Below are 13,330 nucleotides of genomic sequence, written 5' to 3'. Positions count from 1 at the left end.
CGACAAAGTCGGCGACCCGCACCCGAAGATCGAGAGAATAGCAGTGACCCATGATCCACCTCCCGTTCCAGCAAGTGAATCACAGATCGCACCAGGCCAAAACCCAGGAGTCGAATTTCCAGTCCGATGCTTTAACAATGCGTGCTCGATCCGATCCGTGCAACACGGTCACGTGTGTACCAATCCCTTGCCCCTGATAACCTGGAACGACGGAAAGCTGCTTTAGGAAGATCTCGTCTCCGGTCTGCCGGATCTCCACCCATCCAACATCGTTGCCATCAAGGACAATGACCCTGGTATCGTCTGGACGCCAAAGGTCCGAGAACTGCGCCTCCTCCTTCTCTGGCACCCACGAGAACCACTCACTCGCGTAGGGCTTGATCGTTTCAAGGTAGAGGTTGAGGGCGAAAGTGTAGTCATCTGCACGAGCCGGGCGAAGATTGATCATCGTTCAAGCAAGTAGGGGTAGGAGATGGGCTGATAGCCTAATCCACATCCGTTCAAACGGTTTTATGATTTCAGTGACCCTATATCGCCTCTGGTGAGCAGAGGTCCACTACAGTTTCAGTGACGGTTACAGATCGTTATCGGCGTCTTCATCCCATGCGCCTTACCGCTCGAAACCTCGCAGCCTATCCTGTGCTCCTTTGGGAGATGGGCAACCCTCAAGCAGACGAGCGATGCGTTGGATGGCTTAATAGCTCAGCTTCAGGTAGCCGCGCCTCTCGCAAGAAGTTGCTCTTAGGTCTTCTGATTTATACACAACTGACTATCTGCTTGGCAATGATAGCACATTGTACGCATGGAAGCTCCCCTGTATGCTCGTTCCAGTTTCGTAATAACAGGAGTAAGCTGATGGCCACCCAAACGGTCAGGAAGGAAGAGGAAGACAAGCTCTTCCGTCGCGCAGAGGATCTCTGTCGCGAAAAGAACCTTCGTCTCACGCCGATCCGCGAGCGGGTTTACCGCGCACTCGCGAAGAGCGGTGGTCCGGTAGGAGCCTACGATCTTGTGGACCGTCTCAGCGACAAGAAGCGCTTGGCTCCGGTTACGATCTATCGCGCTCTCGAATTCCTTCAGCACGCAGGTCTCGTTCATCGGCTCGCCACGAAGAACTCCTTCGTTGTCTCTCATGGTGAACTGGAAGGAAGCGCCACAAAGATCATGTTTGTGGATGTGAAGACGGGCGACACGGTTGAGGTCCATTCGTCCGAAGTGGCTGAGGCCATTCAAAAGGCTGCCGAGCAGGCTGGCTTCAGGTCCGTTCAGCCCTTCGTGGAAGTGGAAGGCGAACGTTCCAGGGAAGCCTGACGGCTCTAGCCTTGAAGCATCGGCCCCAGCCTGGACCAAACGCCATTTTGGGTCCGCTAAGCGCCAGCCTCAAACAGTTTGTAGCCACCTATCGGAGGCTGGTCCGGCTCCATCCGCCCGGTCCACTGGCGAAATAGAAGAGCAGCCCTCCAATGATCGCGAGGTTCTGGAATAACTCCACGTTCTGCCTGGGACGGAAAAGAAGGTCAGTTACGGAAGAGCCGTATGTCATCCAGAGCGTGGCGGCGGTGAAACCGATCAGTGCCAAAGCCGTCCAGCGAGGCCACAGCCCAATGATCAGGGCTAAAGGACCGAGAAACTCGGCGGCTACCAAGACGCCAGCCAGAATCTCAGGATAGGGCAGCCCCTTGGCGGCAAGCGAGGACACAACAGAGGAATAGGATGTCAGCTTGCTGTAGCCGGAGGGCAGGAAAAGTGCAGCGACAAACAAGCGACCTAGAAGTAACGCCGCATCCTCGCTCCGGCTTACCATGAAGTTCCCCCTTCTGTTTGGCTTCAGCTCGCGACGGTTCTGGTGTTGATCAGTTCCGTGCGGTTGGGCCGAATGGAATAGGAGGCACGTTAAGACCGGGTTACACCGGCAGATCTATACCACTGGGGAGCAGGAACGAGGGCCATGATGTTGCTCGAATTGGATCAAGAGCAATTGCGGGTCCTAAGACGCGCTCTCGAAGCGAGGGCGCGTGACATGCAACTCCGCCTTGGAACCGACCCTGGTGATGAGGGCTTCCGGCGTGAGGCGACACTCGCCACACAGATTCTGCGACAAGTCGAGGCACTGGAAAGACGTGCTGGTTACCGGGTCTGGGGCATAGGTGATGTTGAATCCCTGCCTGAAGACGATGAGAAGTGAGCAAGATGACCTGTGGCGTCTCCTCCTGGCCTGCTCATTTTTGCCTGAGCGTCCTCTGGCACCGTTCAACTGACTGGTCTCCTAATAAGGAATAAGGGTACGGCCAAAACCTGTGAAATGATTTGAACCCTTGGCAGATATGAGACGATTTCACCGCTATGGCGAGATCGTGCGGCGTCCATTCTTCTATGCCGGTCAGCCTATGATGCGGGCCAGTAAGACGATGACCATTGCCCCTAGCGTGGCCGTGGCAATACGGTGCGCCAGAGGATTTCTAATCCCTAGATCAATGCCGAGGCGCTCCAAGAGAAAGCCACCAATGAGCGATCCCGCGAGTCCGGTGATCACATATTGAAGAAGACCTGATCCACCCACAAGCCAGCTTGCCAGCCAGCCTGCCACAACGCCAACTCCCACCTGGGCGGCGATGGCACGCTTGTCCAAGGCAGCAAGCACCTCACGATCAATACTGATGCGAACTGGGGAACGATAACCGTTTGAAGGTGTCGGCTTACGTTGTGTCCGCGAACGGCTCGGTCCAGGTTTCAGCTTCTTCGTCATGCCCTTCCATATGGATGGCTGGCAGTTGTTCATCTAGGGTGGACATGGGCCATGAATCGAGGTTGTGAGGGCCTTTCCTTCACTGATTTCCCCTTCGAGTGAAGAACAATGTACCACCTTGTCTGGCGCAGGAGCCACCGTGTTTGCAATTCTGGTTGACCTCGATGGCACTATTTATGACTCGGCACCGGGGATCATCGGATCGTACCAGCATGCCTTACGGTGCCTGGGCGCGGAATGCCCACCGGCTGAAGACTTAACCTGGGTCGTCGGCCCACCCTTGCGACGGTCATTCCCAAAACTGATTGGACCCGACCAAAACGTGGAGGAAGCTGTTCGCTTCTATCGTGAGCACTACCCGCAGAATGGGCTGCTCGGTGGCACCGTGTACCACGGCATGCAGGAGGCACTTACGGCTCTTTATGCCCTTCCGGCTCGCCTGTTTGTCTGCACGGCCAAGCCCGTGGGCTTTGCCGAGAAGGTCATTGAGCACTTCGGCTTGGGGCACCTGTTCGAGCGTGTGTATGGGACCGACTTCGAAGGCAGATTCGATGACAAGGGTCTGCTGATTGAGCACATCATCGGTGTCGAGCAGATCGACCCCACGCGGATGGTGATGATCGGGGACCGTGCCAACGATATGCTGGCAGCCTCCCGCCATACCATTCCAAGCGTGGGAGCCCTGTGGGGCTATGGGGACGAGGCGGAACTTATCGAGGCAGGGGCAACCATCTTGTGCCCCTCGCCCTATGATCTCGCCGCTACTGTCAGGAACCTTCTCCAAGTCTGATCGGCATCACTAAGCCCAGGACAGCGTTGGATCGGCAGCAATGAGGAGCCAAGCATGCCGAGGTTGAACCGGGTTCTTGAGACCGCCTTGTATGTCGCTGATCTCAACCGCGCTGCCGCTTTCTATGGTGACGTGCTCGGCCTGCCCTGCATCCACGAGGATCACCGGATGCGGGCCTATGATGTGGGCGGCAATGGCGTGCTTCTGCTGTTCCCGCAGGGTGGGTCTCTTCAGCCCATCGAGACCCCTGGTGGATCAATCCCACCGCACGACGGCCACGGTCCCATGCACGTCGCTTTCTCGATTCCACAGGATGAGTTGGACGAGTGGCAGCGGCATCTGACTGAGGCGGGAGTTTCACTCGAAGGTCGCACCCAATGGCCCAGGGGTGGCGTCAGCGTCTATTTTCGTGATCCGGACGGGCATCTGCTGGAGATTGCGACACCAGGATTATGGAAGGGCTATTAGCAGCACTCCAAGGGCCAAAGCCTTCTCAAGCCGCCTCAAGCTTAGCCGTTTCCGATGATCTTGCTCGCCAGCGCCGGACCAGCAGACACGACGCTGACGGACAGGACAACGCCCCACGTGATCATCGTGGGCAGGACAAGGGCGGACAGACGCGTGAGCATGGCCGATCTCCTACACGTTTGACGTGGGTGGACTTCAAAGTGTTTGCAAGATTCTCAGCCCCATGGACCACGATCCTCGACGCCAAAGCCGGTGCTTGGGGCCATCGCAGCATGATGCGCCTTGGTGAAGTCGGAGTTTCAACGCACCGTTGTTCAATATCCACAAGCCCTCCGGTTGTAGGGGAGTACGGGTTATGGAAACCCCAACCCAGGATGTAGCGAGCCTTTTCGAGAAAGCTGCCGCGTACGCGACCACTTTCCGCAACTCCATTGGGGAGCGGCCTCAGCGCCCCGAACAAACCTACCCAGAAGCTCTGCAAGCCTTCGAGGAGCCGACACCTGAGAGCGGCATTCCTGCCGAGCTTGCTCTCGATGATCTTGTGACCCGAGCCGCACCGGGCCTGCACACCCATATCGGACCCCGGTTCTTCGGCTGGGTGGCGGGAGCCTCGCACCCTGCGGGCGTTGCCGCTGACTGGCTGACTTCCGCCTGGGGGCAGAATGCCGGGAACCATGTGGCAGCACCTGCGGCAGCAGCAGCCGAAACGATTGCAGTCCGCTGGCTGCTGGATCTGCTCGACTTTCCACGACAGGCGACTGTCGGGTTTGTAACTGGGGCGACAGTGGCGAATTTCGTCTGCCTCGCCGCCGCACGCGGTGAAGTTCTGAGGCAGGTTGGCTGGGATGTTGAAGCCAAAGGGTTGTTCGGTGCCCCTCCGATTCACGTCGTGATCGGCGAAGACGCCCACGCAACAGTGTTCTCGGCCTTGCAGTTCTTGGGCTTGGGCTATGAGCGTGTGAGCCGCGTGAAGACCGATGAGGCTGGACGGATGGTGCCTTCCGCCTTTGGTGAGGCCATGGCGAACTCGTCCGGTCCCATGATCGCGATCATGCAGGCCGGGCAGATCAACACCGGAGCCTGTGATCCTTTCGCGGATCTGATCCCCACTGCCCGAGCCCATGGAGCTTGGGTCCATGTGGACGGGGCGTTCGGGCTCTGGGCTCGTGCCTGCCCCGACAGAGCCTATCTTACGGCATCAGCCCAGGATGCTGACTCGTGGGCCACGGACGGTCACAAGTGGCTTCAGACGCCCTACGATTGCGGGTATGCCATCGTGCGAGACGCAGAGGCTCACCGCAGGGCCATGACCATTGCGGCCAGCTATCTGCCGCCCGTCTCTGAGGGTGAGCGCGATCCCACTCACTTCGTGCCCGAACTGTCACGGCGAGCACGCGGGTTTGCGACTTGGGCGATGATCAAGCACCTGGGACGCGAGGGAATCGCAGCCACGGTGGAGCGTCATTGCCGCCTTGCCCAGCGTATTGCCAGTGGTCTTGCGACTGAACCGGGCTTGAGGGTGCTGAACGATGTGGTGCTCAACCAAGTTATTGTCCGCTTCGGTGCGGATGAGCCGTCTGAGGTTGGGGATTACCTGACGCGCAAAACGATTCAGTACATCCAGGCTGATGGGACGTGCTTCATGGGTGGAGCCGTCTGGCGTGGTCAGTGGGTCATGCGAGTATCGGTGACCTCGGGTCTAACCACCGAAGCGGATGCAGACCGCACCATCGAGGCGGTTATCCAAGCATGGCGTGCCGTGCTGACGGAATACACAGTTGTTTGACGCTGCTCAGTTCGGCGGCGGACCTAAGATCTCCAACCCGAAATCGGCTGCGATGGCCATGATCTCATCCATGTCCTCGTCCCTGAGATGGCGCTCGGCGACGACCGCGAAAAACTGTTCAAATCCCGCAGGCAGGATGACGGTCAGAAGGCGACCAAGACCCGTGCCAATGTTCTTGAAGGTGTGAACCTGACCGCGCGGCAACAATGCAACGCCCCCTGGGCTGACATCGATTACCTCATCGCCGCGCCAGATTCGAAAGGTCCCTTCGATCACGTAGCAGATCTCATCTTCCCTACTGTGGCGGTGCAGGGGTGCGGCACCATTCGGTGGTACAATCTCCTCAATCACGGCAGCGTTTAGGAGCGGTCCGGCAGGATCTTGCCGGATAACCACGGTCTCACCGAAGACCTCAAAAGTTTGGTGATCGGCTGCTTTGGGGACGCTCATGCTGGGTTGTGTCATTTGGTGCTCCCAATGACAGGTGACTCTGGAAACAGTATGCGCCTAACCATCATGGGTGGAAATCACATCGACCCGCTACTCTCGGCACGCCTGCCCGTGCGCGACATTAACGGGTGCATCTTTCCCGGTTGATGCGGTAGCGAGATCCAGTCTGCTTGCCATGTCTCGCTGCAACCGTCCTCCCAGAGCCAATCCCCGGCAGTTCGTCGAGCGTCCTGGCTCCGACCTTTTGAACGGTTTGGAACATCCAGGGCTGTGCGAGGGCAGTCAGGTCTCCCTGACTGCCCTCGCACGTGCGCATTGAAGCCAGTCCAATAATTCAGACCAGCCTATCAGCGGGCGATCTTCGCTCCTATGGCAGCGAGCGCTTCAGCACGATCAACCGATTTGCCACCGTACTCGGACCAGAAGCGGTCGATTATCTCCATAATCGCTGTCCTCTGACCAAAAGTCATAGCCAGCAACCGATTACAGAGATCGTCGCCATCGATCTCCCAACGATCAGCAAGGCCATCCATTTCGATGCCCTCACGGACATCATGAGCAAGGCACTGAACCGAAATTGGACCACGATCTGTGCCATTATAGTAGTCGATCAAAGCCACCCACTCGTTCTGCGAGAGGGCGGGCATATCTTGGGCCACGACTTCCAAGTAACGGTCGCAAACCTGACCAATGCGGCTCGACGGATCGCGGCTAAAGACCTCCGTCTTAATTACTCTTCGAACTGGTTCACACACGTACACTTCTACATATGTCATGAGTAGACATCTCCTTTAGCGGCCGCACAGCAGCCAGAAGGTCCGTACGCAAATCCTTCCGGCAGCCACGAGCCGCACTGTTGATTTGATTCTGGGAAATGGAATTGAAGTAGCTAGAGAAGCCCGTACGCGAACCTCTCCGACAGCCGCATGTCGCGGCTGTTGTTCATTTTAAGAAACGAACGGGAGTAGCGGTGCCTTCACCCTCGGCGTCGCGCAGCGGCGGGAGGATGTCGAGATTGGCAGTATGTGTGCAAACCTTCGGGCGAAGTATAGCGTGCCTCATAGAGCAGGTCTTCCATAATGGCAATCAGTCTCTGGTTGCCATTTTTGTCGCATCGTGGCTCCGACCCTCATTGAACCGTTTGGAGACTCGTCAGGTAGATCCCGCATCTATCATCCGGATCGCAGATCCACGGCCATTGACGAACCGCCAGCCCATCCTATTCCAGCGTGCCGATCACCAGATCAGCCTATTTTGTCGAATTTGACAAAACCTGCCTCTTCCCCTGTTCCAAAAACCCTTCCGGATTTGCCTCTCTAAATCCCTTATTTTCCGGTCGTCCTTGAAGCTGTTTCGGGCGTGGCGGAATACATCTGTTTTTGGCACGGGGTCAGGGTTGGTTGTCGTTGTCGTTGTCATGCTCCTCCTCGTCGCTATCATCGTCATCATCCCAGTCACCGTACTGCTCGGGAGCCTTCCCAACTTTCTTGAGCACCTTCGGGTAACGGGTCTTCGCGGCCTTCTGGCCCAAGCCAATGACCTTGACGACGAAGCGCCAGTCGTCGCCATAGTCGAAGAGGAAGAGCATCTTGTGGCCCACATCGGGGAAGGCGTCGGCCACGCGGGTTTTCTCCACGCTCTTGGCCTCCGTCCTCTCACCCATATCGGCGAACAATTCGTACTTTGGCTGGGAGCGCATCACGTCCTGGCCCTTGAGCTTTGAGTAGAAGCCGAAGGCGTGGTCGAACTCGAAGCCAAACGCGTGGACGATGGCCTCGGCCAGATCGCTGAGCGTTTTACGGCTTTCGACCTCGATCTCCCGGTAGATGGTCGGCTCGTCCTGGACAGTGACCCGGACAATATGGGTGCCTGCTTCGGTCATGGGCTCCTCCAATCTTCAGTCCATCACAGCAAACCTACCTCGTTCTGACTCTTCAAACCATTTGACGGGATTCGGCTCCTATGAGTCACTGCGGGGATGACGAAGCGTGTTGCCCTTTATGCTCGTGTGAGCACGGACAAGAACCAGACGGTCGAGAACCAACTGCGCCAGTTGAACGAGGTCGCGGTCCGTCTCGGCTGGACGGTCGTGGCCGTCCACACTGACGAAGGCATTTCCGGCGCGAAGGGCCGGGACCAGCGTCCTGGCTTCGACAGCTTGTTGAAGGGGATCGCCCGCAAAGAGTTCGATCTCATTGCTGCATGGAGCGTGGATCGTCTGGGCCGGTCGCTGCAAGATCTCGTCTCCTTCTTGGCGGACGTGCAGGCGCGTGGGGTCGATCTCTACCTGCATCAGCAAGCCATCGACACGAGCACCCCATCCGGCAGGATGCTGTTCCAGCTTCTCAGCGTGTTCAGCGAGTTCGAACGAGCCATAATCCGTTCCAGAGTTGTGGCCGGACTGGATCGGGTTCGAGGCAAGAAGCGGCTGGGTCGCCCACCTATGGCAAATGACCGTGTTGAGACCATCAAGGCGATGCTCCTGGCCGGTCGAGGCATCCGGGAGACGGCCCGTGAGACAGGAGCCGGAACGGCTTCCGTGCAGCGGATCAAGCAATCCATAGCGCTGTCGGAGCCGTCCCTGCCAGCCATGTGATTGGGTCTTCTTCCGTTTCGCCTCAGCGGCTTCGCGCTCACGGATTGCGCACAGGTCTTCCTTCCACCCGTAGCGGTTCTTCTTCGCTGCTGATGTCAGTTCAGACCGGAAGCGTCGCGAACGCATCGAGGTTCCAGTCTGCTTCTTCGGTCGCCCACGACCCCGCAGCGTCCCAGCCTTGCTCTTCTCTTCACGATCAGCCGCACGGTCTCGGGCCTTTCTGGCCTTATCAGCTTCGCGACGGCGATCATCGCGCTCTGCCTTGCTGCTCTCGTCCAAATCGATGCGTTTCCGTCCGAGCTTCTCACGCATCTCATCCATGATCCCGGCCTCCTCGACGGCGATGAGTTCGGCCATGGCGATGCCCTCCTGCTCCAAATAGGATGCGAGCGCTTCAGCCTGATGCCGGTCGTAGAGATACACCTTGTACTCGCCGTCGAAGTCGGACCTCCGAAGAGCACCGCGAAGAACGAACTGGATGAGATCCTCGATCTCTCGGGCACGCTCGACATCCTCTTTCTTGAGACCGAACACTTCCAGTGAGGGACCATCCGCAGGGACGGCCTTCGAGGAGTAGATGAACGCACACGTCTCGTGGTGCATCAATGCGTTCGTTCCCTCCTGCCGAGGCGAGACCATCTCGCCTGAGAGGCGGGCTCCCACGAAGTACGGGTGGATCTTGGTGTTGGTGGCCCAATAGCCGAGATCAGGAACCTGCTTCAGGTGGTCGAGCACAGCGAGCAAACGGGCCAGCCCTTCGTCCTTCTTCCAGAAGTCTGTCGATCCCCGGTGCCGGGTGAAGTAGTGGATCAGGACATGGGGACGAGCACGTTCGGGAGCGGTCACTTCCTCGGGCACGAAGCGCACCTTGTCCGAGAACCACGCCTGCGTGGCCTTGTACCCGATGCTGTGGAAGTAGCCCGCGCCCGCGATGGTCGCACTCTCGAAGGCTGTGAGGTCGGCAGGCGTCCACGCCGACCACCACTTCAAGGGACGAGCGCTTCCCTTTACCTTCGACCAATCGTTGATGTCCACGTAGATGCCCTGAGAGGAGCGAGCCCGCTTGTCGAAGGTAGCGAGCCCCTTCAGGAACTCATCGTTGATGATCGCGGCGGGCTGGGAGCTTCTGGTTTGAGGACGAGCCGTGACCACTTCGTTCCCTCGAGGGGAACGAGATCATAGGCAGCTTCGAGGTAGGTGGCTGTTGCAGGCACCCGGAACACATTGGAGCAGACGGCTGCCGGGTTCTCGTCGATGTAGATGTGCCATCCTGCGAAGCCATCGAGGTTAGCTCCCATCATGCCCTCGTGTGTGATGAGCACGACAACGTGCCCCTCATGCTGGTGAAGGCTGGCGGCTTCTGCGATCTGGGCGAGCACGGGGCCACGACCGCACTCAGTCTCGCCATGGATCGCATGAACTGTGGGGTTCATCCCGGTAGCTATCACCTGCCGCTTCAAGTCCTGGATGCGCTCCTCGATGAGGTCGATCCGGCTCGTCGCGAAGACATAGCGCCCTTTGCCTGATGCCATCTCCTGGATCATCTTCCGGGTTTTGCCAGATCCAGGTATTCCTGTAAGAACTCCTATATGTATCATTGAAGTAAACTCTTGTATTAATGAATGACACCATTATACGTCCGACGCGTATCTTAACTCTATATCTTTCTTGCGGACGTATTTTACTCACGAGTTCATCAGTAAAACTGTTTGAAGAGATTGGCGTGAGGAACGAAGGTGAGGACACGAGCCCATCGGGCGAGGCCCGCAGCCGCACGGCTCCTCAGGCCAATCATCGGGGCGACGCAGGGCGTTGCTCCCGGCGCATCATCCAGAAGGAAAGCTCTCCGACCGAGCGCGAGCCTACGGTCGCACTCGGTCAATGAACCGGTCTATCTCCCGCCCGTGGCCAGAGGCCCTGGCTCTCGATAGACCGGTTCGGCGATGTAGCTCGATGGGGGATTAGATCCGGACCAGCCGATCACAAGGGCGCGGTCCTCTTAACTCGTCGAGAACTCTACCTTCTTCTGGCGCGGGAACCGCGCTCATCAGACACGCTGTGGACACGGGTCATTGGCCCGCATCAGGTGACTGGACGATGGCTGCCGTGGTTCAGCTACTGACTTAACGGCTTGATCCCGAACGGCAACACGAGGCTTGACCGCTCTGACGAGGGATCATCACTCTTCTCCTGCGGGCAAGGCGCGATGCTCAACGAAACCGTTGAGAACCGTTGCCTTTCCGCCTTTTTGACGGTCGGCACCAACGGTCGGGAGAACGGTTCCAAGGACGATGGCGTGGTGACTATGTGATGACCGTGGCGATGACAAGCCTCGTGCATCCTCGGCGCACACTGTTCCGCCCTAGCCCTTGTCAGGACCCGCTCCTGGTCTTCAGTCCGTCTTGTAATGCAATTAGTTGCCGAACGTAGGGTTCACATCTTTGATGGTGCTGCTCGCGCAGCTTCCCCAATAGGTGATATTGGTGGGTGGCACCTAAGCGACTGGCGCTGAGTTCTTGGCACTTGCGCTCGTAGGCGAGATCAATGTCGATCAGGGCATCAATCAACGCTTAGGCTGTGAGTGGAAGACCTGAAGACCCGACCTCGATGCGTAACCGGTCACCTACCGATCCTGTATCCAGTGAAACGCTATTGGTCATCTTCATCTCCACAACCTGCTATGCAAATTAGAGACCTATTAGTGGAGGATTGCAGTCCTGTGTCTGTCGGATTTTCGAATGAACGAGCCTCGATCAGTTCGGGTATCAGCGATCAGCCGGACCTTTCTGCCGCACGGCATCGAGGCGCTGCGTCAAGTGTAGATAGTTGGGATTGAAGTCAGCAAAGGTCTTGAGCTTCTCCACATCTGGAATGGTGACGGCGTGCCCTTTCAGCGTGATCAGACTCTCTAACCGAAGTTGTCGCACAATCCGATTGAGATGGACGCCGGTCATGGCGAGCGTGTCGGCAAGCTGCCGCTGCGTCAGCGGCAGCACGAAGCTGTTCCCTGTTGCCATTCCCACCGCCTGAAGGCGCACCAACAACTCGCACAGAAGGTGCGCCAGTCGCTTGTCGGCAGGTCTCCGGCTCATGTTGACCAGCCACTCGCGCAGGGTGCTCTGATCTGCAAGCGTGGACCACCAGAGAGCACGGGTGATGTTGCGGGACTGGGCTGTTAGGTCCTCAATCACGGTGTGAGGAAGAAGGGCGACTTTACAGGCTGTGAGGGTGCCGATGGTGTGGTCGATCCTGCTTAGGATCGGAACGTGCAGGTCACAGCAGTCGCCTGGAACAAGGTAGGCCATGATCTGACGACCGCCATCCGGTAGCATCTTATAGCGGCAGGCGAAGCCCGCTAAGATCACATGAACGTTCTCAGGACTGTCATCTTCGAGAATCAGATCATGTTGCGGCTTGAACTGTCGAACGTCACGGACAGCCTGTTCCAGCACCTCCCGGTCCTGATCAGACAGCCCCGCGCCATACTCAAGCTTTCGAACGAACGGGGTGGTCATGACCGCCGTCCCTCACCAGAAGGTGATCTTAGCAGACGCACCCTTGGTGTGGCTATACGCTACGAGCGAGCCTAAGATGCTGCGCCCAGCAGGATTGTATCGATATTGCTGTGGACGGGATGGGCAACGTTACATGATCCTCCTGGCCCGTGCTGAGAGATCGCATGAAACTTGGCTTCCAACCGGTTACTGTGGAGACGAATGCCCGCGATGAAGAGGGCCGTCTCGTTTTCGCCAACAATCGTCTTGTGGCGGTGTTGGTGCGGCTATCGGAGGAACACGGTAGGAAAGCGGGACGCTGGTACTTAGAACATGGGTTCGGCAAGTTGGACGGACTGGCGCAGCCGATTTTCACTAATTTGGATGAAGCAGAGGATTGGGTGGCTCAGCGCATTAGCTGACGCGAAGCACGGTCATTCAAGCGACCGTGGGGAACTGCCCACAGTTGCGTCCCGCATGCCAGCTTCAGCGGAATGACCCTGTTTCGGAACAGGGGTCATGGAAGCACCGGGACCGCTCATCTCGGGCAAGCTGGCTCAAAGGCTGGAATTGGGGTAAGTCCACGACCTCCCTAACGATCTTCTCTCTACTTGCCTCGGCCAAGTGACCCTGCTTCCTGACCGGGATCAAGAAGGCCCCCGGACCACCAATGACGCAATCCCGAAAGTGGTGGTCCAGGCTTTCCAATCCTGAGCCATCGGGATCGGGTCGCTTCAGCATGATCGGCAACCCATTGACGGTGATGTCTTGCGCTATGGCCTCGTCACGGGCCTTGGTCACCATTCGCCCCTGGTTATTGACCCCATCCCCGGAGATACCGATGACCTGACGGGACGCACGGACCTGACTTTCGCGAAGCTCTCGGACCCTGAAATCAATGGCGCTCGATATAGACGTGTGCCTGCCGCGTCGAAGGGGGTGACCAGCGAGACTTGTAGAAAATCTGAACCCATCTGCGGGTACTCGATCACGGTCCAGG

18 protein-coding genes are annotated in these 13,330 nt (G+C 57.9%); 9 read left to right on the top strand and 9 right to left on the bottom strand.

Features of this window, described 5'->3' with window-relative positions:
* Positions 1 to 79: 79 nt before the first annotated feature.
* Entirely contained in the window at positions 80 to 448 is a 369-nt protein-coding gene (locus ACXJKO_RS07520; RefSeq protein ID WP_457090458.1) for a GNAT family N-acetyltransferase, read from the bottom strand.
* Positions 449 to 855: 407 nt separating this feature from the next.
* Here ACXJKO_RS07520 and ACXJKO_RS07515 point away from each other — a divergent pair, with 407 nt between their 5' ends.
* Positions 856 to 1,311, top strand: coding sequence for a Fur family transcriptional regulator (locus tag ACXJKO_RS07515; RefSeq protein WP_457090457.1), 456 nt, complete (start codon positions 856 to 858; stop codon positions 1,309 to 1,311).
* Positions 1,312 to 1,399: 88 nt separating this feature from the next.
* Here ACXJKO_RS07515 and ACXJKO_RS07510 read toward each other — a convergent pair whose 3' ends face one another.
* Positions 1,400 to 1,804 (bottom strand): DoxX family protein, encoded by a 405-nt coding sequence (locus ACXJKO_RS07510; RefSeq protein WP_457090456.1) that lies wholly within the window; start codon positions 1,802 to 1,804, stop codon positions 1,400 to 1,402.
* 144 nt (positions 1,805 to 1,948) lie between these two features.
* On the opposite strand from ACXJKO_RS07510, the gene ACXJKO_RS07505 reads away from it, so the two are divergent.
* Positions 1,949 to 2,185: a hypothetical protein gene (locus tag ACXJKO_RS07505; protein ID WP_457090455.1), complete on the top strand. Its 237-nt coding sequence runs from the start codon at positions 1,949 to 1,951 to the stop codon at positions 2,183 to 2,185.
* A 195-nt stretch (positions 2,186 to 2,380) separates the two neighbouring features.
* Here ACXJKO_RS07505 and ACXJKO_RS07500 read toward each other — a convergent pair whose 3' ends face one another.
* Positions 2,381 to 2,746 (bottom strand): GlsB/YeaQ/YmgE family stress response membrane protein, encoded by a 366-nt coding sequence (locus ACXJKO_RS07500; RefSeq protein WP_457090454.1) that lies wholly within the window; start codon positions 2,744 to 2,746, stop codon positions 2,381 to 2,383.
* A 64-nt stretch (positions 2,747 to 2,810) separates the two neighbouring features.
* Here ACXJKO_RS07500 and ACXJKO_RS07495 point away from each other — a divergent pair, with 64 nt between their 5' ends.
* The 3 genes from ACXJKO_RS07495 (at position 2,811) to ACXJKO_RS07485 (ending at position 5,790) form a co-directional block, all read left to right on the top strand.
* Positions 2,811 to 3,536: an HAD hydrolase-like protein gene (locus tag ACXJKO_RS07495; protein ID WP_457090453.1), complete on the top strand. Its 726-nt coding sequence runs from the start codon at positions 2,811 to 2,813 to the stop codon at positions 3,534 to 3,536.
* Between the two features lie 54 nt (positions 3,537 to 3,590).
* Entirely contained in the window at positions 3,591 to 4,004 is a 414-nt protein-coding gene (locus ACXJKO_RS07490; protein WP_457090452.1) for a VOC family protein, read from the top strand.
* 355 nt (positions 4,005 to 4,359) lie between these two features.
* Entirely contained in the window at positions 4,360 to 5,790 is a 1,431-nt protein-coding gene (locus tag ACXJKO_RS07485) for a pyridoxal phosphate-dependent decarboxylase family protein (RefSeq protein ID WP_457090451.1), read from the top strand.
* Between the two features lie 6 nt (positions 5,791 to 5,796).
* On the opposite strand, the gene ACXJKO_RS07480 is transcribed toward ACXJKO_RS07485, so the two are convergent.
* The 3 genes from ACXJKO_RS07480 to ACXJKO_RS07470 form a co-directional block, all read right to left on the bottom strand.
* Entirely contained in the window at positions 5,797 to 6,240 is a 444-nt protein-coding gene (locus tag ACXJKO_RS07480; RefSeq protein ID WP_457090464.1) for a cupin domain-containing protein, read from the bottom strand.
* A gap of 347 nt (positions 6,241 to 6,587) precedes the next feature.
* On the bottom strand, positions 6,588 to 7,016 hold the full coding sequence (locus ACXJKO_RS07475; protein ID WP_457090450.1) for a hypothetical protein: 429 nt from the start codon (positions 7,014 to 7,016) through the stop codon (positions 6,588 to 6,590).
* A 614-nt stretch (positions 7,017 to 7,630) separates the two neighbouring features.
* Positions 7,631 to 8,122 carry an IS1096 element passenger TnpR family protein gene (locus ACXJKO_RS07470; protein ID WP_457090449.1) on the bottom strand — a complete coding sequence of 164 codons (492 nt, stop codon included), beginning with the start codon at positions 8,120 to 8,122 and terminating at the stop codon, positions 7,631 to 7,633.
* A gap of 96 nt (positions 8,123 to 8,218) precedes the next feature.
* Here ACXJKO_RS07470 and ACXJKO_RS07465 point away from each other — a divergent pair, with 96 nt between their 5' ends.
* Positions 8,219 to 8,836: a recombinase family protein gene (locus ACXJKO_RS07465; protein WP_457090448.1), complete on the top strand. Its 618-nt coding sequence runs from the start codon at positions 8,219 to 8,221 to the stop codon at positions 8,834 to 8,836.
* 402 nt (positions 8,837 to 9,238) lie between these two features.
* Positions 9,239 to 9,379, top strand: coding sequence for a hypothetical protein (locus ACXJKO_RS07460; protein ID WP_457090447.1), 141 nt, complete (start codon positions 9,239 to 9,241; stop codon positions 9,377 to 9,379).
* A gap of 542 nt (positions 9,380 to 9,921) precedes the next feature.
* On the opposite strand, the gene ACXJKO_RS07455 is transcribed toward ACXJKO_RS07460, so the two are convergent.
* Positions 9,922 to 10,368 carry a hypothetical protein gene (locus ACXJKO_RS07455; protein WP_457090446.1) on the bottom strand — a complete coding sequence of 149 codons (447 nt, stop codon included), beginning with the start codon at positions 10,366 to 10,368 and terminating at the stop codon, positions 9,922 to 9,924.
* A 191-nt stretch (positions 10,369 to 10,559) separates the two neighbouring features.
* Here ACXJKO_RS07455 and ACXJKO_RS07450 point away from each other — a divergent pair, with 191 nt between their 5' ends.
* Positions 10,560 to 10,721, top strand: a complete 162-nt coding sequence (locus ACXJKO_RS07450) for a hypothetical protein (RefSeq protein ID WP_457090445.1) — start codon at positions 10,560 to 10,562, stop codon at positions 10,719 to 10,721.
* An 880-nt stretch (positions 10,722 to 11,601) separates the two neighbouring features.
* On the opposite strand, the gene ACXJKO_RS07445 is transcribed toward ACXJKO_RS07450, so the two are convergent.
* Entirely contained in the window at positions 11,602 to 12,351 is a 750-nt protein-coding gene (locus ACXJKO_RS07445) for a Crp/Fnr family transcriptional regulator (protein WP_457090444.1), read from the bottom strand.
* Between the two features lie 164 nt (positions 12,352 to 12,515).
* On the opposite strand from ACXJKO_RS07445, the gene ACXJKO_RS07440 reads away from it, so the two are divergent.
* On the top strand, positions 12,516 to 12,752 hold the full coding sequence (locus ACXJKO_RS07440; protein ID WP_457090443.1) for a hypothetical protein: 237 nt from the start codon (positions 12,516 to 12,518) through the stop codon (positions 12,750 to 12,752).
* Between the two features lie 64 nt (positions 12,753 to 12,816).
* Here the strand turns inward: ACXJKO_RS07440 and ACXJKO_RS07435 are convergent, their stop codons facing one another.
* Complete coding sequence (locus ACXJKO_RS07435) at positions 12,817 to 13,329, bottom strand: DUF1194 domain-containing protein (RefSeq protein ID WP_457090463.1); 513 nt, start codon at positions 13,327 to 13,329, stop codon at positions 12,817 to 12,819.
* Between the last annotated feature and the right edge of the window lies 1 nt (position 13,330).

It is taken from the genome of Microvirga sp. P5_D2 (genome assembly GCF_054049475.1).
Note: the sequence above shows the minus strand (reverse complement) of the source record. Positions and strands in the feature narration are given on the sequence as shown.